Annotated in this window: 21 protein-coding genes and 1 pseudogene; 15 read left to right on the top strand and 7 right to left on the bottom strand. The window is 41.6% G+C overall.

Annotated elements, in window-relative coordinates; translation table 11 throughout:
- The first annotated feature begins 81 nt into the window (after nt 1-81).
- Nucleotides 82-1,134, top strand: a complete 1,053-nt coding sequence (locus tag AKG98_RS13425; protein WP_067046530.1) for a formate dehydrogenase subunit gamma — start codon at nt 82-84, stop codon at nt 1,132-1,134.
- Nucleotides 1,135-1,258: 124 nt separating this feature from the next.
- Here AKG98_RS13425 and AKG98_RS13420 read toward each other — a convergent pair whose 3' ends face one another.
- From AKG98_RS13420 to AKG98_RS13400, 5 genes are read right to left on the bottom strand one after another with little or no spacing between them, the layout of a single operon-like run.
- Complete coding sequence (locus tag AKG98_RS13420; RefSeq protein WP_067046528.1) at nt 1,259-3,091, bottom strand: bifunctional molybdopterin-guanine dinucleotide biosynthesis adaptor protein MobB/molybdopterin molybdotransferase MoeA; 1,833 nt, start codon at nt 3,089-3,091, stop codon at nt 1,259-1,261.
- 38 nt (nt 3,092-3,129) lie between these two features.
- Nucleotides 3,130-3,717 (bottom strand): molybdenum cofactor guanylyltransferase MobA, encoded by a 588-nt coding sequence (gene mobA / locus AKG98_RS13415; protein ID WP_067046525.1) that lies wholly within the window; start codon nt 3,715-3,717, stop codon nt 3,130-3,132.
- Nucleotides 3,650-4,408 (bottom strand): ATP-binding cassette domain-containing protein, encoded by a 759-nt coding sequence (locus AKG98_RS13410; protein ID WP_067046522.1) that lies wholly within the window; start codon nt 4,406-4,408, stop codon nt 3,650-3,652. Before AKG98_RS13410 ends, mobA begins: the two co-directional genes overlap by 68 nt.
- A 14-nt stretch (nt 4,409-4,422) precedes the next feature.
- A complete protein-coding gene (locus AKG98_RS13405; protein WP_067046519.1) occupies nt 4,423-5,124 on the bottom strand; it encodes an ABC transporter permease in 702 nt (233 codons plus the stop codon).
- Between the two features lie 27 nt (nt 5,125-5,151).
- Nucleotides 5,152-5,976 (bottom strand): substrate-binding domain-containing protein, encoded by an 825-nt coding sequence (locus tag AKG98_RS13400; protein ID WP_067046516.1) that lies wholly within the window; start codon nt 5,974-5,976, stop codon nt 5,152-5,154.
- Between the two features lie 256 nt (nt 5,977-6,232).
- On the opposite strand from AKG98_RS13400, the gene AKG98_RS13395 reads away from it, so the two are divergent.
- The 5 genes from AKG98_RS13395 (at nt 6,233) to AKG98_RS13375 (ending at nt 12,761) form a co-directional block, all read left to right on the top strand.
- Nucleotides 6,233-7,699 (top strand): sigma-54 dependent transcriptional regulator, encoded by a 1,467-nt coding sequence (locus tag AKG98_RS13395; RefSeq protein WP_067046513.1) that lies wholly within the window; start codon nt 6,233-6,235, stop codon nt 7,697-7,699.
- The gene (locus AKG98_RS13390; protein ID WP_067046511.1) at nt 7,696-9,741 is read left to right on the top strand and encodes a HAMP domain-containing sensor histidine kinase; all 2,046 of its coding nucleotides are present in this window, start codon (nt 7,696-7,698) and stop codon (nt 9,739-9,741) included. The genes AKG98_RS13395 and AKG98_RS13390 overlap by 4 nt, the downstream gene beginning before the upstream one ends.
- A gap of 151 nt (nt 9,742-9,892) precedes the next feature.
- Nucleotides 9,893-11,923: a PhoX family phosphatase gene (locus tag AKG98_RS13385; RefSeq protein ID WP_067046508.1), complete on the top strand. Its 2,031-nt coding sequence runs from the start codon at nt 9,893-9,895 to the stop codon at nt 11,921-11,923.
- 115 nt (nt 11,924-12,038) lie between these two features.
- Nucleotides 12,039-12,380 (top strand): Fis family transcriptional regulator, encoded by a 342-nt coding sequence (locus AKG98_RS13380; RefSeq protein WP_067046504.1) that lies wholly within the window; start codon nt 12,039-12,041, stop codon nt 12,378-12,380.
- A 129-nt stretch (nt 12,381-12,509) separates the two neighbouring features.
- Nucleotides 12,510-12,761, top strand: a complete 252-nt coding sequence (locus tag AKG98_RS13375) for a Rho-binding antiterminator (RefSeq protein WP_067046502.1) — start codon at nt 12,510-12,512, stop codon at nt 12,759-12,761.
- Nucleotides 12,762-12,819: 58 nt separating this feature from the next.
- Here AKG98_RS13375 and AKG98_RS13370 read toward each other — a convergent pair whose 3' ends face one another.
- Together AKG98_RS13370 and xseA are read right to left on the bottom strand one after the other, a co-directional pair.
- Nucleotides 12,820-14,802, bottom strand: a complete 1,983-nt coding sequence (locus AKG98_RS13370; protein ID WP_067046498.1) for a methyl-accepting chemotaxis protein — start codon at nt 14,800-14,802, stop codon at nt 12,820-12,822.
- A gap of 148 nt (nt 14,803-14,950) precedes the next feature.
- Entirely contained in the window at nt 14,951-16,276 is a 1,326-nt protein-coding gene (gene xseA, locus AKG98_RS13365; protein WP_067046495.1) for an exodeoxyribonuclease VII large subunit, read from the bottom strand.
- A 213-nt stretch (nt 16,277-16,489) separates the two neighbouring features.
- Here xseA and guaB point away from each other — a divergent pair, with 213 nt between their 5' ends.
- The 9 genes and pseudogenes from guaB to AKG98_RS13320 all read left to right on the top strand — a co-directional run bounded on the left by guaB (nt 16,490) and on the right by AKG98_RS13320 (nt 26,787).
- Entirely contained in the window at nt 16,490-17,953 is a 1,464-nt protein-coding gene (guaB, locus tag AKG98_RS13360; protein ID WP_067046492.1) for an IMP dehydrogenase, read from the top strand.
- 104 nt (nt 17,954-18,057) lie between these two features.
- Nucleotides 18,058-19,638 carry a glutamine-hydrolyzing GMP synthase gene (gene guaA / locus AKG98_RS13355; protein ID WP_067046489.1) on the top strand — a complete coding sequence of 527 codons (1,581 nt, stop codon included), beginning with the start codon at nt 18,058-18,060 and terminating at the stop codon, nt 19,636-19,638.
- A gap of 179 nt (nt 19,639-19,817) precedes the next feature.
- Complete coding sequence (queA, locus tag AKG98_RS13350) at nt 19,818-20,867, top strand: tRNA preQ1(34) S-adenosylmethionine ribosyltransferase-isomerase QueA (protein WP_067046486.1); 1,050 nt, start codon at nt 19,818-19,820, stop codon at nt 20,865-20,867.
- Nucleotides 20,868-21,000: 133 nt separating this feature from the next.
- Entirely contained in the window at nt 21,001-22,140 is a 1,140-nt protein-coding gene (gene tgt, locus AKG98_RS13345) for a tRNA guanosine(34) transglycosylase Tgt (protein ID WP_067046483.1), read from the top strand.
- A gap of 118 nt (nt 22,141-22,258) precedes the next feature.
- Nucleotides 22,259-22,597 (top strand): preprotein translocase subunit YajC, encoded by a 339-nt coding sequence (gene yajC / locus AKG98_RS13340; protein ID WP_067046480.1) that lies wholly within the window; start codon nt 22,259-22,261, stop codon nt 22,595-22,597.
- A gap of 29 nt (nt 22,598-22,626) precedes the next feature.
- Nucleotides 22,627-24,471, top strand: coding sequence for a protein translocase subunit SecD (secD, locus tag AKG98_RS13335; protein WP_083543969.1), 1,845 nt, complete (start codon nt 22,627-22,629; stop codon nt 24,469-24,471).
- Nucleotides 24,472-24,482: 11 nt separating this feature from the next.
- Nucleotides 24,483-25,427: a protein translocase subunit SecF gene (gene secF, locus AKG98_RS13330; RefSeq protein ID WP_067046473.1), complete on the top strand. Its 945-nt coding sequence runs from the start codon at nt 24,483-24,485 to the stop codon at nt 25,425-25,427.
- A gap of 160 nt (nt 25,428-25,587) precedes the next feature.
- Nucleotides 25,588-25,956: a rhodanese-like domain-containing protein gene (locus AKG98_RS13325; RefSeq protein ID WP_067046471.1), complete on the top strand. Its 369-nt coding sequence runs from the start codon at nt 25,588-25,590 to the stop codon at nt 25,954-25,956.
- A 181-nt stretch (nt 25,957-26,137) separates the two neighbouring features.
- Nucleotides 26,138-26,787: pseudogene (locus tag AKG98_RS13320) on the top strand (IS6 family transposase).
- Nucleotides 26,788-26,851: the final 64 nt, after the last annotated feature.

The following is a 26,851-nucleotide window of genomic DNA, read 5'->3' as shown; positions in this document are numbered from 1 at the left end:
GTAATATAAACATAGACTGTTTGTTTAGTGATAATCAGGCGTCTATTTAGCGCTGTGGTTTAAACACAGTGAGGAGATTTAATGACTAAGCGAATTCAACATTGGTTCACTTTGTTAGTGAGTGTATTAATGCTGAGCTTTACCTTGTCGGCATTTGCTAGTGAAACCGCGGATAACAATACAACCAGTGAACGCTTAGGTGAGTCAGCGGTGGAAGGTGAGCTTACCGGTTTTGCTGGCGCTGATTATTGGCGTGCAGTACGAGATGGGCAAGAGGGTTACACTACATCAAAATCCGCAGAGCACGGTATCTTAATTAGTTCATCTGGACAGGCGTGGTCGATTCTTAAAGAAAAGTGGATATCACCATTAGGTGCATTGGCGATATTGGGTTGTATTGGGTTAGTGATATTAGCTTACTTTACCATAGGTCCATTAAGATTAAGTAAGCAGCGAACTGGGCGTAAAATTAAGCGTTGGAGTCTCATAGATCGCACATTGCATTGGAGTATGGCGTTTACCTTCTTAAGTCTTGCGTTGACTGGGTTAACACTGGTATATGGTAAACATTTGATTAAGCCAATTATCCCTCGTGATATCTGGGCAATGCTAATTTATGGCGCGAAACAGTACCATAACTATGTTAGTCCATTATTTGCGGTTTTACTGTTCACGGTAATGATCAAATGGTGGCGTAAGAGTTTATTTACCAAAGTGGATATTAATTGGTTTAAGAAAATGGGCGGCATGGCCGGCAAACATAAAGGGTCGCATCCATCAGCTGATTTTTCTAACGGTGGTGAAAAAGCGCTGTTTTGGTTACTGATATTTGGTGGTGTGTTTATTGTCTTTAGTGGTTTTATTCTCGATTTTCCGATCTTCGGACAAACTCGTCTTGATATGAAGTTATCTAACTTAGTTCATATATTAGCATCACTGATGCTTATTTGTGGTTTTGTATTTCACATTTATGTCGGTCTAGTGGGTATTGAAGCGTCACTAGAAGGTATGGTGACGGGTGAAGTTGATGAAACATGGGCAAAAGAACACCATGATATTTGGTATGAAAAAGTAAAAGACTTACCAGAGAATCAACCAAAAAGTGAGTCATCATCAACGTTAGATGATAAGTAATAAAAAGTAAGAATAGGCGTAAAATAAGAGTCGACGTGATAGGGGAATAGTGGCGTGATGTGAGCACACCACTATTTTTTAATCCTATCTCGTTGCTAAAATAGGATTAAATGAGTTACGAGTACTAAACGCGACCTTGTAATGGGATCACGCGAACCGAATCACCAATTTCTGCATTCGCCTGTTCAGGTAATATTTCAACTAAACAATTAGCCTCACTCATCGAGCGTAAGATACCTGAGCCTTGTTGCCCGGTACTTTTCACTGTTAATCGACCGTTAGCATTAAAACCAAAAATACCGCGGGTATACTCAGTACGATTAGGACGAGAGCGGAAGCGTTCTGTGGCAACAGCATTGAATATTTGTGGCTGCCAATTTTCCATACCTTGTAGCTTACGGATCGCTGGTTCAACAAATTGTAAGAACACCACCATTACCGCAACTGGGTTGCCCGGTAAACCAAAGAATGGTGTTTCGTTTATTTGACCAAATGCCAAAGGTCGGCCCGGACGCATATTAATACGCCAGAAGTTAATTTTTCCGAGTTTATCCAATACCGTTTTGATGTAATCGGCATCACCAACAGAGACGCCGCCTGAGGACAGGATCAAGTCAGCTTGTTCACTACCCTGTAGTAATGTAGCTTCTAATGCGGCTTCACTGTCTTCGATAATGCCTAAGTCGATCACGTCACAACCTGCTTGGGTTAACATCGCGTGCAGGGTGTAACGATTAGAATCGTAAATACAGTTATTCTTTTGTGCTTCGCCTGGATGTTGCACTTCATCACCGGTTGAAAAGATAGCAACACGTACCTTACTTTTCACGGTAACTTGGTTAATGCCGAGTGAAGCAATCATGCCTAACTCTGGCGCCGAAATCTTGCTACCTGCGGCCACGGCTGTTTGACCTAACGCTAAATCTTCGCCTGCTTGACGTACATTTTGACCGGGGTGGATGGCTGCCATTGTCAGATCAAAACGCACCGTACTGTTTACCATATTATCTACTGCACTATCTGTCTGTTCAGCTTGTTCGCGCATGACGACTGTGTCGGCACACTCAGGAACCGCAGCACCTGTCATGATCCGTACTGCTTGGCCTTTTTCAAGTGGTAAGTCGTAACTGTGTCCCGCCATCACGTGGTCGACAACGTTATAGCATTCACATTCTAAATCATCACCGCGGATTGCATAACCATCCATTGCTGAATTAGTGTGTTGCGGTACATTCACTGGTGAAAGTACGTCATGTGCGACAATTTGACCCAAAGCTGCTTTTAAATCAACAGTCTGTGATTGATCAAGTGGTACAATATGACTAAGAATACGATCACGACCTTCTGCGACAGACAGCATACCCTGTGGTGTTAGGTCGCCACACTGTAACCCCTGAGGTTGTTCAGGCTTTACAGCACCTACTTCGCCTTGAATAAAGCTGATCACAAACTCGGTTATCTGCTCAAGATCGTTAATATCGAGCTTAGGTAATGGCGTCTTTTCTGCTAAAGGTGCTGGCGCAGATACATTCGCTGCGATAGCAATAATGTTATTGTCCGTTGGATGTAACCAAGGCTTACCGACTTCAGTGCGGTGTAATTCAATTTTAGGGAAATTCAGTTGTTTAAAACCTTCCACCAAAATTAGGTCGAGCTGAGTTTGATCTAACTGTGCGATCAAGTGCGGTAGCGTCGCTTCTTCATCCGGCGTTTCAGTCACTAATGCACGGCGACAACGGGATGAAATCAGCATCTGGCTAGCACCCGCTTTACGCAGGCGGTAGCTGTCTTTTCCCGGAAGGTCGATATCAAAATCATGATGCGCATGCTTAATCACGGCAACACGAATACCACGCGCAACTAACTTAGGCAGTATTGCCTCGAGCAATGTCGTTTTGCCTGTACCGCTGAATGCAGCAAAGCCGAGTAAAGGGAGTGACGCGTAGATTTTATTCATAGATGTTGACTCATAGATGTAGACTCATTGTTGTTGACTCATTCTGTTTGTCCAAACTGGTGTAATTCTGCTGGGGTATTTAAGTTTATAAAAGCGTTGGGTTGATCACTAAAGTCGACTGTGAGCATGTTACATTGACGGTATAATAGAATGATCTTGCGGTCCCCGTTCGCTAAAAAGGCTTCTAGTTTTGGCAAAATACGACGGTGTAATAGCGTCACCACTGGCTGAATATGCTCACCATCATGGGCTACCACAATATCAGTGTTGGTTTCACACGCGGCAGCCATACGGACGACTAAATCGCTTGGTAGCTGTGGGCAATCACAGGGGACAAAACCAATCCATTCTGCATCGTTTAAATGTAAAATAGCAGCATGCATACCACCTAAAGGCCCCGGATAACCTTGTAGCTGATCGCCAAATACAGAACCATATTGGCTATAAACGTCTTGATTTCGATTTGCGTTAATGGCGATTTTGTTGGTTTGTGGCGAAAGTGTATCGATGACATGTTCGATCATGGCTTTATCGGCTAATTTAACTAAACCTTTGTCATTACCGCCCATACGGCTGGCCTGTCCGCCCGCTAAAATTACCCAACTTGTTTGTTCCGCCGAAGGCATAAGTATCCTTATCTTTTTTGATGAGCTGTAGATCTGCTCGTTCGATTAGTTTGCTATTGCTAATGCACCATTGACGGCGACAAAGTGCGGTAAGCGCATTTTGCTGGTGGCTGGTGATGACTAAGGTTGAACCGCGCTCGAGTAAATCTTTGGCTAGCACCACCTGGCGCTCAATGGATTCTGTATCCATGCTGGCGCTTGATTCATCCATTAATAATACACTGGGTTTGAGTACCCAAGCTCTTGCCATTGCGACGCGTTGGCGTTCACCACCAGACAATACCGAAATATGTTCATTAGCGAGAGTTTCTAACCCTATCATACGTAGCGCTGTTATCGCTTCACTTCGTTGCTCTTGGCGGCCTTTTCGGGTGAATTTTAATCCATAACGAACGTTATCAAGTACGCTTCCGTCAAACATGTAGGGGGTTTGGTGCATATAAATAACACCATTTTTGGCGTTACTTTTAAATAAACGGCGAAACCAAGTATTGCACTGTAAGTTTACTTTACCCGTGGTTGGGCTTTGTAAACCAGATAATATTTTTAATAACGTGGTCTTACCTACGCCATTAGCACCAGTGAGATAAATGGCTTCTTGCGGACCGAACTTAAGATGAGGAATATGAAATAGCAGACGATCTTTAAATCGAATCGAGATATCTTCTGCTTGAATAGTAATTTGCGACACTATCTATTCCTTAGCTAATTGGTGCGCAAGTGGGCTTTACCACGAGCGAAGGATAATAAGACATTAAGTCCTAGCGCAAGGATCAATAAGACCATGCCTAAGGCTACACCTTGTGCAAACGCGCCTTTCGAGCTTTCTAATGCGATTGCCGTGGGAATATTCCGCGTTGAATTTAAAATATTACCGCCAACCATCATAGAGCAACCAACTTCAGTAATAATACGACTAAATGCGGCGATAATGGCGGCAAGGAGTGGGAAACGACATTCCCACATCAAACTTAATAATGCTCGGGGTAGACTTGCACCTAAGGTTAATGCTGTTTCCCAAGCACGGCGATCGCTGTTTTGAAACGCGGCGTGCATCATGGATACTAAAATTGGAAAACAAACCATCATTTGTCCCAAGATCATCGCCTTTTGGGTAAATAGCATTTGCCAATTACCGAGCGGACCTGCACGAGATAGCATCATGTAAAGTAATAAGCCAATCACTACCGTCGGGATGGATTGACAGGTATTGAATAATGATAGCAATAGCCAACGACCTGGGAACTTCCCGTAGGCGAGAGCAAATGCGATCAACAATGCTGGTATTAATACCAACGCAATCGCCAGTAAAGACACTGAAAATGACACACCGACAATTCCCCACAGTGCCATATCGCCGTTGAAGAGAAGTTGTACGGCTTGTTGGGTGGTTTGCCAAATATCCATTAAGTATCTAGGTTTCTAATTCGGTTATTAAGACTTGGCATTCGCAACAAACAATTGCTCGCCGCTACGTTTATAACTGTTGATCATGGTTTGTGCTTTTGGATTGACTAACCAATCACTGAATATTTTTGCACCTCGGTAATTGATATCTGGATAACGGCTTGGGTTCACTAAGATCACTTGGTATGGGTTAAATAAACGTTTATCACCTTGTACAACAATCTTAAGGTCTAGTTTATTTTGGTAAGCTAACCAAGTTCCACGGTCTGTTAACGTGTACGCTTGCAGCTCAGATGCCATGTTCAGCGTTGGTCCCATGCCTTGACCTATCGCTTTGTAGCCAGCAAAGTTTGGTTCCATTTTAGTTTGAGCCCAAAGGCTAAGTTCTTTTTTGTTGGTGCCTGAATCATCACCACGAGAAATGAAGGTTGCGTTGTAAGATGCAATGCCAGCTAATGCTTTCACAACATCTGTTCCAGCATTGATTTTTGCTGGGTCAGCTTTGGGGCCAACAAGGACAAAATCGTTATACATGAGTTGACGTGGTAGTACACCGTAACCCGCTTCAACAAATTTCGCTTCTGATTTTGCTGCGTGCGTCATGACCAAATCAACATCGCCATTTTGACCCATGCGTAGTGATTTACCCGTACCAGCTGCAAGTACGTCAACCGTATAACCTGTGTCTTTTTTGAATTCAGGTAACAAAAAATCAAGCAGCCCTGAATGATAAGTACTGGTTGTGGTGGCCAAACGGATTTTCATGTCGTCTGCGGCATTGACTCCGGCTGCCGTTGCAAGTGCGAATAAGGCAAGCGATGTTTGGATAAATTTCATCGGTTTTACAGTCATTAGGTCTTCCTGACGTTAAAGTTATTTATATAAGTTAGTTGAAAAGTCACCGTATTTCTCGTTATGTAGCAAATTAGATGCCAAATTAAAAATAAACCAGATAAAACACTATAAATACCAGTAAGTGGTTAATTTAAAAGGTAAATAATATTTTGATTAAATTGAGCGTAAATAAAGGGTTGAAACAGTTTTGACTTTGTTAGTCGATATGGGACAAAATGTCGCAACTTAAAAATTACGGTAGTTATTTATATTTATGTCAGAATTTACTTCTTCTCCCTCTTGGGCTGCGGTCTCTGTACTTGTTGTTGATGATGAACCGGGTATGCGCGCGATCTTAAAGAAAGCGTTAAGCAAAAAATTTGCCCAAGTTGATACTGCTGGTAGCATCGAAGAAGCAGAAGAACTCCGTAAGCGCTGCCATTTCGATTTACTTATTGTTGATATTAATTTACCTGGGCGATCTGGTATTGAGTGGCACGAAGCATTTGATCCGCAAACGCGTCGTAGTGATGTGATCTTTATGACTGGCTATGCCGATTTAGATACCGCGATTAAAGCGTTACGGGCTGGTGCTTCAGACTTTATTTTAAAACCGTTCAACCTCGAACAAATGATGCAATCGGTAAGTCGTTGTATCGAACGCCGTTTAGTGGAACGTCAGAACTTTGCGCTGCAACGTGATATTGAACGTACATTTCCTATCGATATTATCGGTGATGCCGCTAAAACCTTATCAATGAAAAAGCTGATAACCCAGATTGCCCCATCCATGGCAGCTGTATTAATTGAGGGTGAATCGGGTACCGGTAAAGAATTAGTGGCGCGGGCTTTACATCAACTTAGTTTACGTAATGGTCCTTTTGTACCATTAAACTGTGGTTCGATTGCACCTGACCTATTAGAAAGTGAATTGTTTGGTCATATTCAAGGCGCGTTTACGGGCGCTAAAAAAAGCCGAGAAGGGCTATTTCGCGTTGCCAACGGCGGTACCTTATTCCTCGACGAGATTGGTGAAATGCCACTTGCCATGCAATCGTCGTTATTACGGGTATTAGAGCAAAAAGCGATTAGACCTGTTGGTGGTGAGCGTGAAATTCCCATTGACGTGCGCATTGTCGCGGCAACCAATCGTAATTTAAAAGTGGAAGTCGAAGCGGGGCGTTTTCGTCAGGACCTGTATTACCGTCTAAATGTATTAACGGTAGACTTACCACCCTTGCGTGATCGTGTTGAAGATATTCCAGCATTAGCTCATCATTTTACACTCAAATTATCTAATGATTTAGGCATGAAAAGTGTCAGTTGGACACATGAAGATATACTTGCGATGCAAGCATATGATTGGCCAGGTAATATTCGTGAATTACGGAATATGATGGAACGTTGTATTTTGCTCGGTAAACCGCCTGCTGAATATTGGCGAGAGCTGCAAGGTGATGCGGTCCCACTGCCAAGAGCGGCTATTACGCGATTTGACCAAATACGTATGGATGAAGCGAATCTCGAGAGCCCTTGTCGTTGCTCGTCTGAGGTCATCGGTGATGAAGATCAATATTGTTATCCAACGACATGGACATTAAAAGAAGTAGAAAAAGCACATATCATGCAGGTAGTTGACTCTCACGAAGGGAATAAGTCAGCGGCTGCGCGTAAGCTTGGCGTGGCACGTAAAACGTTAGAGCGTAAATATAAAGAATGGATTGATGAAGCCGCCTTATGAAAATGAAGCAATTTATACTGTTATGGATTAAGCGTTTTAGAACCATGGTACGTTATCGTTTGCTAGTGCTTACATCGGTGCCCATAGTGATCACGCTGTTTGCTTTATTTGTACTGACCATGTATTGGACAATGACGTATACATGGCAAAACGCATTAATGAATGTGAAATCGGATCTGGCTGTTGCGCATAACAGTATAGAGTTATTGCAAAAAGAACAACGGATGAAGTTGACATCACTGTCTTCATCTTATGATTTCCAACATTTACTACGCACAAATGAAAATAAGTTACCAGAATGGGTTAAACGCCAAGCTGAAAATTACGCATTAGATTTTGTGGTATTACATCCTGCGTCAGCATTAGATTCGTTCCCGTTGGTGAATCAACAGTTATTACTTACCGCTAAACCACAAACGTTTTTTCAAGTACTTAATCATGATGAATTGTTGGCATTAAATAGTACGCTGCCTTTGTCAGCTCAGATCCCGTTATTACGAGAAAATAAATTGGAGTATCGAGGGCTTATTAGCCGTAATTTGCTCCCTATTTTTAATCGTGATAATCAATTAGAGTGGATTATTGATGGTGGCATATTACTGAATAATAGCACCCAACTTGTTGACCGTATTCGAGACCTTGTTTACAGCGATGGGACATTGCCGCTAGACAGTATTGGGACGGTGACACTCTTTATGGATGATATCCGAGTCAGTACCAATGTCCTGCTTGATAGTGACCAGCTTAATAGCCGTGCAATTGGCACCCGCGTTTCTCTAGAAGTAAAACAGCAGGTGCTTATTGGAGGAGATAATTGGGTTGGTCGGGCATTCGTTTACGATGATTGGTACATCTCCGCTTATGAGCCGTTACGAGACTATGGTGGTCATGTGATCGGTATGCTCTACACCGGTTATTTAGAGTGGCCATTATTGGAAACGTTTCTAACCAATATTGCTGAATTTAGCGTGGGTATTATAGCGGTATTGTTACTTTCTGGTGGCTTGGTATATCGTGGCGCACGGGATTTATTCATACCGATTGAAAAGATCCATAATGTGGTGAGAGTAGTGCCATTAGGGTTAAATCGTCGTATTGGTGATCTGGGGTTATGTCAGGATCATGAATTAGCGATCTTTGGTCAGCAATTTGATTCGATGTTAGATCAGTTGCAACAGCGTAATGATGTAATTAAACGGGCTTCGCTGGAGCTTGAAGATAAGGTTCATAGTCGAACGCAGAGCTTACATGATAAAACCCAAGAGTTAGAGCAATACATTAAGTTGCTAAATCAAACGCGCAGTAAGCTAGTGATGAGTGAAAAGTTGGCTGCTCTTGGTGAGTTAACCGCCGGTATTGCTCACGAGATTAACAATCCAACCGCGGTGATTCTAGGCAATGTGGAATTGTTGCAACTCGAACTTGGAGAAGACAGTCAACGAGTCACTGAAGAGCTTGAGGCGATACATGAGCAGATTGATCGAATTCGTAATATTACTCGAAGTTTACTGCAGTATAGCCGTCAAGGTGGGGTACAAGACGAGATCACTTGGCAGCACTTAAATTTGATTGTAAAAGAGAGTTTAACTTTGGTCGGTTCAGGCACTAAATCTGCCGATGTGCAAATTGAATCGCAACTTGATGCTAAATGTTGTGTCGAAGTGAACCGTCATCAACTTTTACAAGTATTAGTTAACCTGCAAATGAATGGCGTACATGCCATGGGTGACAAAGGGTTGTTGAAGATTAAAACTGAGGACTGGCATGATAATAACGGTAATATTATTGGTGCGGCAGTACATATTAGTGATCATGGGTGTGGTATCAGTGAAGACAATTTAGCGCGTATTTTTGACCCGTTTTTCACTACACGTCGTAGTGGTACAGGGTTAGGTTTATCTGTGAGTCAAAGTATTATTAGCGAAGTTGGCGGCAAAATAACGGTAAAATCTGATCTTGGCATCGGGTCGACATTCTCTATTTATTTACACGAAAAAGCCGTCGTTCATAATGATTTATTACTGCCTGTTGAGGTGTATTAGCACGGTGAGTTTATCTGTAATTGAAGGGAAATATAATTATTTTAGCTGTTTATACGGTTGATTATAAAAACTGTCATATTTCTGAAATAGAAAATACATAATTGCTTGCTAGTTTATATCGGTCTTAAATAATTATTGAGTAGATAGAAGCATGAGCAAAGATACATTTGACCCAACTAAATATAATAATAGTAATAATGAACCATTTGCAGCAGTAATGGAGAGAGAATTATCTCGCCGCAGTATATTAAGAGCAGGCGTGGGGATGGCTGCTGTTGGTATGTTAAGTGGTATTGGTTTAACAGGTTGTTCAAATACTGGGAATGATAAAAATCTGACGACTACACCAAAAGTAGAATTAGGGTTCGACTCTATTTCGGGGGCTAAGCTAGACGCTGTTGTTGTGCCTAAAGGTTACAGTGCACAAGTACTTGCACCTTGGGGTACGCCGCTTAATGACTTTGCTCAAGAGTGGCAAGCAGATGGTTCAAATACCGCATTAGATCAAGCTAATTCACTGGGTATGCATCATGACGGCATGCATTATTTTCCACTAAATGGCAGCTCTACTGATGGTTTATTATGTATTAATCACGAGTATATAGATCAAAAGGCATTACACCCTGCAGGACCGACTAACGATTCGAATAGCTTACGTACAATTCTTGACGAGGTACGTAAAGAAATTAATGCGCATGGTGTTACCGTTGTACGTATTAAGCAAACTAATGGTATTTGGGATGTAGTTAAAAATGATAGCCATAATCGTCGCTTTACAGGTGCTACTATTATGGATATTAGCGGCCCTGTTGCTGATAAGGAATTACTCGTAACGGCTTTCGCTACAGATGGCGATAAAGTACGTGGTACGCTTAATAACTGTGGTAATGGTTATACGCCATGGGGTACCTACCTGACTTGTGAAGAAAACTGGCCGGGTTACTTTGTTAATACTGGCACGCAAACCGCAGATCAATTACGTATCGGCATTGACGATAAGAATACCCGTTATGGTTGGGATAATTTAGCGGGAAATATTGATGAAGTTGCTGATGAATTTAGCCGTTTTGATATTACGATTAAAGGCGCGAGTGCGACTGATGACTACCGTAATGAAGCTAATGGTTATGGTTATATTGTTGAAATAGACCCTTATGATAATCAATCGAATGCGATTAAACGTACCGCATTAGGGCGTTTCCGCCATGAAGATTGTGTTTATGGAAAAGTGACTGCAGGTAAACCGATAGTATTTTATTCTGGCCATGATTCTCGTTTTGAATATATTTATAAATTCGTTTCTGATGCGTTGTGGGATCCTGCTGACGCCAGTCGTACTGACCGTTTAACGGTGGGTGATAAGTATATGGATCAAGGTACTTTGTATGTCGCACGTTTTGACGATAATGGGGTCGGTGTATGGTTACCACTAACGATGACTGCGGTTACGAAAGATAAAGGTGTGTTAGCAGATCACTTCGCTAATCTTGCTGATATGATTTTAAATACAGCAGGGGCTGCGGATCTTGTTGGTGCGACGCCAATGGATCGTCCTGAGTGGGCGGCCGTTGATCCTGTTAATGGTGCGGTATACATGACCTTGACGAATAATACCAAACGTACAGATACAACCAATCCTGCTAACCCAAGATTAAATAATAGCACTGGGCATATTATTCGTTGGCAAGAAGGTGATGATGTTGAGCAATTTAGCTGGGATATCTTTGTATTTGGTGCCGCAGAAGATGCAGCACCAGAAATTAATATCTCTGGATTAGACGAGCGAAATCAGTTTGCAAGTCCAGATGGTCTTACATTTGATTCACGCGGTATCATGTGGATCCAGACGGATAATGGCGCACCAGAATTAACTGAGTACACAAATGATCAAATGCTCGCTGTCGTGCCAAGTCAGCTAACGACTGATACTGAAGAATTAGAGACAATTAACAGCGAGAATCAAACTGCGCTAAAACGTTTCTTTGTTGGCCCTAATGGTGCAGAGGTTACAGGCTTAGCTTTTAGTCCTGCTCAAACGGACCTGTTTTTGAATATCCAACACCCTAAAAATTGGCCGTACAGTAATGACGCGTCGATGGAAACACCGAGTAATCAAACTGTTCGACCACGGGCTGCAACGGTTATTATTCGTAAAAACGACGGTGGTGAAGTTGGTGTTTAGTTAACCCCTATATTTGTTATTGATAGCCAGCCTTCGGGTTGGCTTTATTGTTTATAGGGGATGATTTACGGTAGGATAGCGCTATAAATACTCAGAAGATAACAGCTGGCAGAATATGACCAAAACAGAAAAGAAGATTGATAACACTTTATGCAAAGTGCTTACTGGTGTTTGTGAAGATGCAAAAGATGAAATTCAAGGGTTTCAATGGTTAACACATACAGTTAATTACAATAATTTTCCGGCATCTTTAAAAATAACCTGTGTGTTTGATAGCAATGCTGATATTGCGCAATTAACGGCATCGCAGCAAGATCAGCGTTTACATGGTTTATTGACTCAAGCACTTAATGCTGTTGATGTGAGACTCAAAAATATCAACAAGCAAGTGAAGTTTGATAGTGAAGAAAATTGTACTCGTGACAATGCGGGTAATTGGGCGAAGCGCTTAGGTTAATGTCCTCTCATTTGATGACAAGGTGCATTCATACGTTAGCGTTAGTTTGTAAAGAGCTAAAATTAGTATATGTTCAACTACTATGATAAAAGTTAGGACTTGTTTCAGGGTAACGTGGAGATATAAACTATGATGAAATGCGATCAGTATGACTATATTGAAATAGTGTGTATGCACAAATATCCGGTTAAGTTAACGCTTAAATCGGGTGCTGAAATATACGGTATTGGGCTCGATACGCAACGTAACGAAAATCGCGACGAATGTATTAAGATGACGGTTGATGATGTTATTCGTTTGATTGTACTCGATACGATCTTAACGCTCGATGTGACAGTCGATAACCCTCATTTTCAGAGTGTTACTTTTGATTATGATTAAAGATAAAAAGCCTTGTCTGCGATAAACAAACAAGGCTGATATTCAGTGATTGCTGTCGTTATAAATTAAATTTACTTACAACGTCTTTTAATTCGGTATTCATGGTACCGAGTTCTTGAGTTGTCGCTGTAGTATGTTCTGCATTATTTGATAGTTCATTCACGATAAGTTGTATTTCATTCATATTTCGCGTTACTTCGGCACTTACTGTACTTTGTTCTTCTGCCGCAGACGCTATTTGAATGGTAAGCTCACTGATGGTTGAAATCGCCACTTCCATATTATCTAGATCTTGGTTTACTTCTTGGGTATCCGTTGCAGTGGTAATACAGCGCTCTTTGGTTTTATCCATCGCACTGACTACCGCATTTACCCCAGAATTAAGCTTCGTCAACATGGCATTAATTTCAGATGTACTGTTTTGTGTGCGTGCTGCTAATGCTCTGACTTCATCGGCTACCACGGCAAAACCACGCCCTTGTTCACCAGCGCGCGCTGCTTCAATTGCCGCATTTAATGCTAACAAATTGGTTTGTTCGGCAATCTCACCAATTACGGTTAATACTGCACTGATTTGCTGGGTATGCTGCGCCATATTTTCGATATTGACAACTGTGTCTTCCACATCATCGAGTAAAGTCTGTACATTATTTGACGCGCGAACCACGGTCAATTTAGATTGTGAAACGGAGTCATGTACTTGTTGTGTTGCGGCCGCTGCTTCTGCCGCGTTCGTTGCCACAATATTTGCTGTGGTACTCATTTCTTCCATCGCAGTAACGGCTTGCTCCGTTTCTTTCGCATGACCGAGAATAATGCAGTGTGTGAGTTTAGTTTGTTCTTCGACCTGTATTAACGAGTCCGAAATTTTTACTGATGAATTATTCACTGACAGCATTAGCGTATGTAAGTAGTTAATAAAATTATTCACTGAGTTGCCAATATCACCAACTTCATCATTTGCTTTGATTTGCACACGTGTTGTTAGATCTGCATTACCTTGTGAAAGTAGGTCAATGCTTTCACGTAATACAATTAAGCGTTGTGACAGGCGTTTAAAGGTGATGTAACAAAAACAAATGATAGCCAGCATGAGTGGTAATTGGATTGCTGCAATAATCGATAAAATAACTGACTCATTTTCATGTAAAGATACCACTGGCACTGCTAATGCAATGGACCATGGTGTACCTTCTAATGGTTCAAAATACAGCGCGTACTCTTCGCCATTCTCTGCATCATAACTAATATATTGTTTGTTATTTTGATTGTTTAAATTGCTATTTACGGCATTAATAAATGCAGAGCGTGATGCCAGAGATGCGGTGGTTTTTAATAATAAATCTCCCGAGGTTGCTGCTGTATTATTCAGGATCTTACCATCTTGTTCGACAACCAGAATGTAGCCACCGAACTCTCGCTCTAAGTCTTTAGCAAGTTGATTAAAGAAACCGAGTGTTACGTCAATCGTCGCCGCACCATATAGACGACCGTCTTTATAGATACCCATACTACAGTTGGTACGTGCTTCGGTACTGGCGGAATCTTTGTATGCAGGTGCCCAGGCACAGGTGCCTCTTGGGGCATTTTGTCCGGCTCTGTGCCAAGACTGTTCAAAATAATTTGGCGCTGCAGCGGTATTCCAATAATCATTGCTGATCAATTGGTTGTTACTATCACGATGCACAAAAGAACTGAATTTACGCGTGCCTTCTTGACGCTGATCAGGTAATGGCCAAATACCACCACCGAATACGTTGCTATCACCATATTGGTCGACTAATGCTGGCAGTAATTTATCAATTTGTTCACTCGATAATTCAGGGATAACTTGCGTGATATTTTTTTGTTGAGCTTCTACTTTATTCAGTTTATTAAAAATGTTTGCAGATACGTTTTGTAATGACTTGTGAATGATGTCTTCTGAAGATTCAAGTAACTGTGGCGAGACAAACGTTTTAATACCGATGGTTGTTAAGACCAAGATTGCGAGCATAAACGCAATGAAGTAGGAAGAGTAAATATTTTTAATCGAACTCATGACTGAATTACCTTGTGATGACCATAAATTAAAGCTATTTAGGGTATCGGCCGAATGATCGGTATCACAAGGTTTTTTATTTATTATTTTTATTAACCCGATCTTAATTTGTGACGGACTGTCATTTAAATCAGTTGTTTATCTAAATTTAATCGATGGTTGAACGTATTTCTCCATCGGTAAAACGGGTGACTAGCTTGTCGCCAGATTTTAGTTTGGCCACTGAGGTAATCACTTGGTGTTTGTCATTCTGCGTAATGGAATAACCACGGGTTAATGTGGCTAATGGGCTCACAGTCTGGAGTTGTTGTACAAGGTTTTGTAAGTGGTTTTGTTCTTGTTGTAAACGGCGTTGCATTGCACTGTGTAAGCGAGTTTGTAAATTGGCTTGTTGTTGCTTCATCGCGGTTAATTTATGCACTGGAGAGTGAGACTGTAAGCGACCCGTTAGTTGGGTTAGATGTAATTTTTGCTTACCAATATGGCTATTAACTGCTTGGTTTAAACGTAGGCTCAGTTCATCGAGCTTTTGACTTTGTTGCTGCAATTTACGCTGGGGGTGTTGGTTCATCAACGCTTGTTGTAAGTAACGCTGTTGATGTTGCTTTTTCGCTAACTGTGTTTGTATGGCTTTGTTTAAACGTCGGCTCAGGTTAGTCACCTGTTGTTGCAGGTGTGCTTGATCCTGACTCACGAGTTCGGCTGCGGCAGAAGGGGTTGGTGCGCGCATATCGGCGACGAAATCGGCGATAGTGACGTCTATCTCGTGGCCAACAGCGCTGATAATCGGTAATTGACTGTTAAAAATAGCATGGGCAACAGAGGCTTCATTAAAGCACCATAAGTCTTCTAATGAACCGCCACCGCGGCCGACAATCAACAAATCAACTTCATTACGTTGATTGGCAATATTAATGGCATTAACAATCGCGGGTGCTGCTTGTGCGCCCTGCACCAGTGTTGGGTAGATGATCACGGGCAGATTTGGGCTACGGCGTTCTAGTACGGTAAGGATATCGTGTACCGCCGCACCGGTTGCCGAAGTCACAATACCAATGCGTTTGGCGTGTAAGGGCAGGGGTTTTTTATGCGCTTGGGCAAAATAACCTTGTGCATCTAACGATGCTTTTAACTGCTCATATTGCTGTTGTAATAAACCGTCGCCTGCCGGGCTTAATGATTCAATGATTAACTGGTATTCACCCCGCGGTTCGTACATGGTGACGCGTACTTTGGCTAATACTTGCTGGCCGTTGGCTGGACGGAATGTTACTCGACGGTTGCTGCCTTTGAACATTGCACAGCGAACTTGTGAGCGGCTATCTTTAAGCGATAAGTACCAATGTCCAGATGCCGGTGCGACAAAGTTGGAGATTTCACCCGTTAACCACAGCGTCCCCATCTCTGATTCAAGCAATTGCCTAACGCTGGCATTTAAGTGAGTCACTGTATAAATATTGGTATTGTTCAAAATAAGGCTCTCTAAGCGTTAAGCTGTTAAAAGTAGGTGTAATTGCGTCGGTACATTGTAGCAGATTTGCTTTTTAATGGGGATTAAGATCAATGACAACTAAAAAAAGTTGAAATATAGTTTGCTTTTACCCTCAACCATCAATATACTTCGTCCGCAATATTTATACCAATTATGTCGTCCATTTTATACCTTTAACAAGGTGAGATATTGCCCATGCTAAGAATTGCCAAAGAAGCCCTTACCTTTGATGACGTACTACTTGTACCTGCTCATTCAACTATTTTACCGAACGATGCTGACCTAAAAACTCAACTAACAAAAAATATCCAACTAAATATCCCTATGCTTGCTGCTGCGATGGACACAGTAACTGAAGGCCGTTTAGCGATCGCGTTAGCTGAAGAAGGTGGTATTGGTTTCGTTCACAAAAACATGTCTATTGAACGCCAAGCAGCTGAAGTACGTTTAGTTAAAAAATATGTAAGTGGTATTGTTGCTGAGCCCGTTACTGTAAAACCTGATATGACTATTGCTGATGTAGCTGAACTAGCTAAGCAATACGGTTTTGCTGGCTTTCCTGTAGTAACCGAAGCCAATGACCTAGTGGGTATCATTACTGGTCGTGATGTACGTTTTGTTGATGATTTAACTACCCTAGTTGAATCTGTGATGACACCGAAAGATCGTTTAGTGACTGTTGGAAAGAAAGCTTCTCGTGAAGAAGTTCTTGGCCTAATGCACAAACACCGTATTGAAAAAGTACTTGCAGTAAATACAGACTTCAAACTAACGGGTATGATCACGGTTAAAGATTTTAAACAAGCAGAGAAAAAACCAAATGCATGTAAAGACGAATTAGGTCGTTTACGTGTAGGTGCTGCTGTTGGTGCAGGTGGTTCTACTGCAGAACGTATCGACGCATTAGTAGAAGCCGGTGTTGATGTATTATTAATTGATTCATCTCACGGTCACTCTCAAGGTGTTTTAAACCGAATTAAAGAAACACGCGCGGCATACCCTGATTTAGAAATTATCGGTGGTAACGTTGCAACTGGCTCTGGTGCACTAGCATTAGTTGACGCTGGCGTTAGCTGTGTGAAAGTAGGTATCGGCCCTGGTTCAATCTGTACTACCCGTATCGTTACTGGTGTAGGCGTACCACAAATTACTGCAATCAACGACGCAGTAACAGCATTAGAAGGTACTGGTATTCCAGTTATCGCTGATGGTGGTATCCGTTTCTCAGGTGATATCGCGAAAGCACTTGCTGCTGGTGCATCATGTGTGATGGTTGGTTCTATGTTCGCTGGTACTGAAGAAGCACCGGGTGAAGTTGAACTTTACCAAGGTCGCGCATACAAATCTTACCGTGGTATGGGTTCATTAGGCGCTATGTCTAAGGGTTCATCTGACCGTTACTTCCAATCAGAAAACGCAGCTGACAAATTAGTACCAGAAGGTATTGAAGGCCGTGTTCCTTATAAAGGCAAATTGAAAGAAATCATCCATCAACAAATGGGTGGTATTCGTTCTTCAATGGGTCTAACTGGTTGTGCAACGATTCATGAAATGAACACCAAAGCTGAATTTGTTCGTATCACTGGCTCTGGTATCACAGAAAGCCATGTGCATGATGTTATTATGACTAAAGAAGCGCCAAACTACCGTTCAAACTAAGCTTAGCTGAACAGATAGTTAGAAACTGATAATGTAAGAGGAGACAAGTGTCTCCTCTACTATTATTACAACCACTACTAAATATATTTACAGGAATATCTTTAATGACCACAAATATTCATGAGCAAAAAATCCTAATCTTGGACTTTGGTTCTCAATATACGCAGTTAATCGCTCGTCGTATCCGTGAAATCGGTGTTTACTGTGAATTATGGACATGGGATGTAGATGAAGCGGCAATCCGTGAATTCAATCCAAACGGTATTATCCTTGCTGGTGGCCCAGAAAGTGTAACTGAAGCGGGCTCACCTCGAGCACCTGAATATGTATTCAACGCAGGCGTTCCTGTATTGGGTATCTGCTACGGTATGCAAACTATGTCTGAGCAACTTGGTGGCAAAGTCATCAAAGGTACTGGCGAAGGCGAATTTGGTTATGCACAAATCGAAATGCAAGCACAGTCTGCGCTATTCAACTCTATCGAAGATGCAGTATCTGAATCAGGTAAAGCACTATTAGACGTATGGATGAGCCACGGTGATAAAGTTTCTGCTATTCCAGAAGGCTTTGTAACAGTTGCTAATACAGCGACTTGTCAGTTTGCTGCGATGGCAAACGAAGAAAAACGTTTTTATGGCGTTCAATTCCACCCAGAAGTAACACATACTCGTCAAGGTGAGCGTATGCTTGCTCACTTTGCAAAAGATATCTGTGGCTGTGACGGACTTTGGACTTCAAGCTCAATCATCGATGATGCAATTGCCCGTATGAAAGCGCAAATCGGTGATGATGAAGTTATCTTAGGTCTATCTGGTGGTGTTGATTCATCTGTTGTTGCGATGTTATTACAACGTGCAATCGGTGATAAGCTGACTTGTGTGTTTGTTGATAACGGTTTACTTCGTTTAAACGAAGGTCAGCAAGTAATGGACATGTTTGGTGATCGTTTTGGTCTGAAAATTGTGCATGTTAAAGCTGAAAACCGTTTCCTAGAGCAAATGGCTGGTGAAAGTGATCCAGAAGCTAAACGTAAAATTATCGGTCGTGTATTTGTTGAAATTTTTGATGAAGAATCAAAGAAATTAACCAATGCAAGATGGTTAGCACAAGGTACTATCTACCCTGATGTTATCGAATCTGCAGCGACTAAAAATGGTAAAGCACACGTGATTAAATCACACCATAACGTAGGTGGTTTACCTGACGATATGGAAATGGGTCTAGTTGAACCATTACGTGAATTATTTAAAGATGAAGTGCGTAAGATTGGTCTTGAATTAGGTCTTCCATACGACATGCTTTACCGTCACCCATTCCCTGGGCCAGGCCTAGGTGTGCGTGTACTTGGCGAAGTGAAGAAAGAATATTGCGACCTATTACGTCGTGCTGACGCTATCTTCATTGAAGAGTTACACAAAGCGGAACTTTACCATAAAGTAAGCCAAGCATTTGTGGTATTCCTACCTGTACGCTCTGTTGGCGTAATGGGCGATTGCCGTAAATATGATTGGGTTGTATCACTACGTTGTGTTGAAACAATTGACTTTATGACAGCTCGTTGGTCACATCTTCCATATGATTTAATCGGTCATGTATCAAACCGTATTATTAATGAAATTGATGGTATTTCCCGTGTTGTTTACGATGTATCTGGTAAACCACCTGCAACAATTGAGTGGGAATAATCCTCATTGATTAAGCAGTAAATACGGATATAAATATGAAAAGCAGCTCTTGAGCTGCTTTTTTGTGCGTGTTTAAAGTGCCTTAATTGGAACTAATCTCTTCTATACTTGATATTCTTCTTGTTGATAACTAGACTAGCGGACTATTTCAATTTTAAGTTCGATTTTAAGGTACCTTCATGCAGGTTTCAGATTTCAATTTTAGTCTCCCTGACGAGTTAATTGCCCGTTATCCGAAAGCGGATCGCCGTTCAAGCCGTCTGCTCCAACTAAATGGTAATAGCGGAGAGCTGGCTGATAAGCAGTTTGTTGATATCCTCGATTTAGTGGAAGCTGGCGACCTGATGGTATTTAATAATACGCGTGTTATTCCTGCGCGTATGTACGGTCAAAAAGCTTCAGGTGGTAAAATTGAAGTACTTGTTGAACGTGTTATCAGTGAGCACTCTGTACTTGCGCATGTACGTTCTTCTAAGTCACCAAAAGTAGGTGCTCAACTTATCTTAGAAGGCACTGTTAATGCCGAGATGGTTGCGCGCCACGATGCGTTATTTGAACTTAAATTTTTAGATGAACGCCATGTATTAGAAATATTGGAAGACATTGGTCATATGCCATTGCCGCCTTATATCGATCGCCCTGACGAAGATTCAGATAAAGAACGCTACCAAACGGTTTATAATGAAAAACCCGGTGCTGTAGCGGCGCCAACCGCGGGCTTACACTTTGATGAAGCATTGTTAGCTGAACTCGCCGAGAAAGGTGTAAACACGGCATTTGTGACGCTACACGTTGGTGCGGGTACTTTCCAGCCAGTCCGTGTGGATAATATTCTTGATCACCATATGCATTCAGAATATGCCGAAGTATCTGAAGAAGTTGTCGCCAAAATTGCTGAAACAAAAGCGAAAGGTGGTCGCGTGATTGCTGTAGGGACAACGTCAGTGCGTTCTTTAGAAAGTGCAGCGCAAGCAACAATGGCGAAGGGCTTACCGCTTGCGCCATTCTTTGAAGACACCGAGATCTTCATCTATCCGGGTTACAAATTCCAGCTTGTTGATGCCATGGTCACTAATTTTCACTTACCAGAATCAACGTTGATTATGTTGTTATCTGCATTCGCGGGTTATGACCATGTGATGTCTGCTTATCAACATGCTATTGCTGAGAAATACCGTTTCTTCAGTTATGGCGACGCCATGTTTGTCACTAAACAAACGGTAAAATAAATTCGATTAGTCGTGAGTTGATACGTATCCGTTCAGGGCTAGTTTGTTAACGATCAACAATTGCTATTGAAGTACGTTGTTTGAATTTTTTGAGATAAGTAATGTCAGACTGTTTCTCTGACTTGAGGTTTATATGAAGTTAAAATACGAATTAGATAAAACGAATGGTAACGCACGTCGTGGTCGTTTAATCTTTGAACGTGGTGTAGTTGAAACACCAGCATTCATGCCAGTAGGTACTTACGGTACGGTAAAAGGCATGACACCTGAAGAAGTTGATGCAACCGGCGCTGATATCCTATTAGGTAATACTTTCCATTTATGGCTACGTCCTGGTCAAGAAGTGATGAAGCTACACGGTGGTTTACACAATTTCATGAACTGGCAGGGTCCTATCCTGACTGATTCAGGCGGTTTCCAAGTATTCAGCCTAGGTAAAACGCGTAAAATTACCGAAGCCGGTGTGCATTTCCGTCATCCTGTAAACGGTAGCAAGATCTTCTTAGATCCAGAAATCTCAATGGAAATCCAAGATGACTTGGGTTCTGACGTAGTGATGATTTTTGATGAATGTACGCCATACCCAGCGACAGAATCAGAAGCTGACAAATCAATGCGTATGTCATTACGTTGGGCACAACGCTCACGTGATCACTTCGATAAGTTAGAAAACAAAAATAACTTATTCGGTATTATTCAAGGTGGTGTTTACGAGCATTTACGTGATATTTCGGTAAAAGGCTTATTAGACATTGGCTTTGACGGTTATGCAGTTGGTGGCCTAGCAGTAGGTGAACCAAAAGAAGACATGCACCGTATTCTGGAGCACACTTGCCCACAACTACCTGAAGACAAACCACGCTACTTAATGGGCGTTGGTAAACCTGAAGATTTGATTGAAGGTGTGCGTCGCGGTGTGGATATGTTTGACTGTGTAATGCCAACGCGTAATGCACGTAATGGTCATTTGTTCACAAGTGAAGGCGTTATTAAGATCCGTAATGCTAAGCATAAAACCGATACCGGTACACTTGATCCTGAATGTGATTGCTACACATGTAAGAACTACTCGCGTTCATACCTGAACCATTTAGACAAATGTAATGAGATTTTAGGTGCGCGTTTAAATACAATGCATAACTTGCGTTACTACCAAAACCTGATGCAAGGTATCCGTGACGCGATTGATTCTGATACGTTTGAAGCGTTTGTTACAGATTTCTATACTAAACAAGGCCGTGAAGTGCCACCTTTAGCGAAGTCTGACGCTTAATTATTAAGCAAACACTAATCTGATTGTCGATCAAAGTTTGGTAAACCTTTCTCATTAGTAGTAATGTAATGTGATTGGTTTATGATATCAATATCAAAATTTATAAAGGAAAATAAAAATGAGTCTTTTCATTGCAAATGCAGTTGCTGCTGAAGGTGTTTCTGCTCCAGCTGGTGGTGGTTACGAAATGTTGATCATGTTAGGTATTTTCGGTGTGATCTTTTACTTCATGATCTATCGCCCACAAGCGAAACGTCAAAAAGAACAGAAGAACTTAATGTCATCGTTGTCAAAAGGTGAAGAAGTACTTACTGTTGGTGGCATCGTAGGTAAGATCACAAAGATTTCTGACGGTAATGATTATGTTGTGATCAGTATTGCTGAAGCAACTAACGTTACTATTAAGCGTGACTACATTGCCGCTGTATTACCAAAAGGCAGCATGAAGTCGCTTTAATCTTTTCCGTATCCCAGTAAGGTAATATTGTGTTAAACAAATATCCTCTGTGGAAGTATCTAATGGTGATCGCTACGATCGCCATTTGTTTACTCTATGCCACACCGAATCTATACGGGGAAGACCCCGCTGTTCAAGTCTCTGCTGCACGTGGTGCTGTTATTGAAGTATCAACACTCGATAAAGTTAAAGCAGAACTCGATAAACAAGAAATCAGTTATAAAAGTGTTTCATTAGAAAAAAACCAAGTGTTAATTCGTTTAAATGACAGCGAACAACAACTCCTTGCTAGTGAAATATTAAAAGAACAACTTGGTCAGAAATTTATTGTTGCTTTAAACCTTGCCCCTGCTACGCCTGAATGGTTACAAGCCGTTGGTGCTGGACCACTAAAACTGGGTCTGGACTTACGTGGTGGTGTTCACTTCTTACTCGAAGTTGATATGGAAGAAGCGTTAGTTAAAGCACAAGATCAAATGTTGCAAGATTTCCGTACCGATTTACGTGAAGAAAAACTGCGTTATACCGCAATACGTAAAAACAGTAACGGTGTCACAGCGCGTTTTCGTGATGCTGAAACACGTGACCAAGCAGAGCAATTTCTTAAGTCTAAATATGCCGACCTACTGTTAACCGACAGTGAAAATAATGGTCAATTTAGTCTAACGGCAAAAATGTCAGAAGCTAAACTTGCCGAAATAAAAGAATATGCCCTTCAACAAAATATCACTATTATCCGTAACCGTGTAAACCAATTAGGTGTTGCTGAGCCGCTAGTACAGCGTCAAGGTGCAGACCGCATTGTGGTAGAATTACCGGGTGTTCAGGATACCGCTGGTGCGAAAGAAATTTTAGGCGCAACAGCAACGTTAGAATTCCGTTTAGTTGATAATAAAGCAGACCCTTACAGCAGCCGAGTACCTGCTGGTAGCCAAAAATATACCACACGTGACGGCCGTCCAGTTGTGCTGAAGAAACAAGTTATCTTAACAGGTAACCACATCACAGGTGCAACATCGAGCTTAGATGAGTTTAGTCGTGCACAGGTTAATATCGATCTTGATTCGCAAGGTGGCAGTAAAATGTCTCGTGCGACGAAGAAAGCAATCGGTACATCAATGGCAACTGTATTCATTGAATACAAGCCAACGGGTGAGAAAACGGCTGATGGCAAATCGAAACTGAAAAAAGTTGAAGAAGTCATTAACGTGGCGACAATTCAAGCACAGTTAGGCCGTAGCTTCCGTATTACAGGCTTAGACAGTAGCAGCGAAGCTAAAAATCTGGCGTTGTTATTACGAGCAGGTGCATTAGTAGCGCCAGTTCAAATCGTTGAAGAACGTACCATCGGTCCTAGCTTAGGTAAGCAAAATATTGAAAACGGCTTAGCTGCGATGATTTATGGCATGATCGCTATTGTTATCTTTATGGCTATCTACTACCGTAAATTTGGTCTTGTTGCCAATGTTGCATTATCTGCAAACATCATCATGATCATTGGTATCATGTCGATGATCCCGGGCGCGACAATGACGCTACCTGGTATTGCCGGTATCGTATTAACAATCGGTATGGCGGTTGATGCAAACGTACTGATATTTGAACGTATTCGTGAAGAGCTAAGGGACGGTCGTAGCATTCAACAAGCGATTCATTGTGGTTATGATAATGCGTTATCAACTATTGCTGATGCGAATATTACTACGTTATTAACGGCGATCATTTTGTTTGCAGTTGGTACTGGTGCGATCAAAGGTTTCGCTATTACGCTAGCAATTGGTATTGCTGCTTCTATGTTTACTTCCATCATAGGTACACGTGCGATCGTGAATTTCCTTTGGGGTAATAAAAAAATCGATAAACTTTCAATCTAAGGGGATTAATTATGTTTGAAATTATTAAAACAAAACGCACGATCCACTTTATGAAAATGGCGAAGCCCGCGTTTATTTTATCAGCGCTGTTAGTTATTTTATCGATATCTTCTATTGCGATTAAAGGTATTAATTGGGGGCTTGATTTCACTGGTGGTACGGTGATTGAAGTGGGTTATGATAAACCTGCTGATCTTGAGGTTATCCGTCCGCTGTTATCTGCGGAAGGATTTGGTGATGCGGTGATCCAACATTTCGGCTCTAGTCGTGATGTTTTGATCCGTCTTGCCCCACGTGAAGGTTTGGACAATGAGCACCTTGGTAGCCAAATTATCAGTGCATTACAGGTCTACGATAAGAGTGTAGAAATGCGCCGTATCGAGTTTGTTGGTCCAAATGTAGGTGATGAATTAGCCGAGCAAGGTGGCCTAGCGCTACTTGCTGCGTTAATTTGTATCTTGCTTTATGTTGGCGTACGTTTTGAATGGCGTTTAGCATCGGGTGCGGTATTGGCACTGGCGCATGACGTTATTATCACGTTGGGTATCTTCTCGGTATTACAGATTGAATTTGATTTAACTATTTTAGCGGCGCTATTGACCGTTATTGGTTATTCATTGAATGATACTATCGTTGTATTTGACCGTATCCGTGAAAACTTCCGCCGCATGCGTACTGATGACTCTGTGGAAATCATGGACGTATCATTAACGCAGACATTGTCACGTACGTTAATCACGTCAGGTACAACATTAATGGTATTAGTATCATTATTCCTGAAAGGTGGCGCACTGATCCACGGCTTTGCACTCGCATTGCTGATTGGTATCGTGGTTGGTACATATTCTTCGATTTACGTAGCAAGTGCATTAGCACTACGCTTAGGCGTAAGTCGTGAAACGATGTTACCACCAGTGGTAGAAAAAGAAGGCGCAGACCAAGACCCAATGATGTAAGCCTTAGGGAAACCTAGCTAACTTATTGGTCTTTGGACTGTCATAAAACCCGCCTAGTGCGGGTTTTTGTTGTTTTATGCGTTGTATGATTTAATTATAAGATATAAAGTGAAATTGTAGTTCGGTAAGCATTTGCTATTAAACAAAAAAGGATAACAACATGGCTCATAGTCAGCGATTTTTAGATTTATGTAATGAAGCACGTAAAGTAGTCAAAGAATGTAGCTGTGATGATGTGAAGCAGTGGCAAGACGAAGGTAAGCAATTTGTACTGGTTGATGTGCGCGAAGAAAGCGAATGGGCTGCAAGTCGTATTAGTGGCGCTGAATACATGGGCCGTGGCATCATCGAGCGTGATTTAGAAGCTAAATACCCAGCACTTGATACCTGTATCGTACTGTACTGCGGTGGCGGTTATCGTTCTGCATTATCAGCTGAGTTCATCCAACGCATGGGTTATACAGACGTAATCTCAATGGATGGCGGCATCCGTGAGTGGAAAATGAAAAACTACCCAATCAGTAAATAGATTATTTTTATTATCAAATGAATGTTGTAATGTGACGTGCAACATTCCTATTGCTTCCGCCCCTTTTTTAGCCACTTCAAACCCGCAGGTTACATCATATATCTTATAGTTCTGTCGCAAAGTTGACGAAGTGAAGCGATATATTGATAATGCAACGTCACAATAACGGAGTATTATTAACATGAAACTTAACTTTTCAGGATGCTATTTCCCGCAAGAGATCATCATGCAAGCACTTCGTTATTACTTAGCGTACAAATTAAGTTACCGTGAAATAGAAGAGATTTTTGCTGAGCGAAATATCCGCCATTACTTGAAGCCAATTTCAGAAAAAGAAAACGTAAAGTAGCTGATTCATGGCGCATGGATGAGACCTATATTAAGGTCAAAGGTAAGTGGGTCTACTACTATAGAGCCGTCGATAAGTATGGCGATATTATTGATTTCTATTTGAGTGAAACGCGTAATGAACAGGATGCACGGGCCTTCTTTGATAAAGCGATAGGCAGTAGTGGATTGCCAAGTAAAATTGTTATCGATAAAAGTGGCGCGAATGCAGCAGCGTTAGATACCATCAATATTAGCCTTTGGTTAGGTGGATACATGTTGCGTATGATCGAAGTATTGGCAGTTAAATATCTCAACAATATTGTTGAACAAAGTCATCGAAAAGTGAAAGGTAAAATGCATCAATGTTTAGGATGGAAGTCTTGGATTGGTGCAGAATCAACATTATCAGGTGTTGAAGTGTGCGCCATGATTAAGCAAGGACAGATGATTAACTCAGAAGGAATGACGCCATGGGAGCAGTTTTATTCTTTAGCGGCATAATTGTATCTAAGGAAAAGTACCTATTTAATTTAGAACGCACAATCTGAGTTTGCGACAGAACCGT

Origin of the sequence: Moritella sp. JT01, from assembly GCF_001574435.1 — a bacterium.
GTDB lineage: Bacteria > Pseudomonadota > Gammaproteobacteria > Enterobacterales > Moritellaceae > Moritella.
Note: the sequence above shows the minus strand (reverse complement) of the source record. Positions and strands in the feature narration are given on the sequence as shown.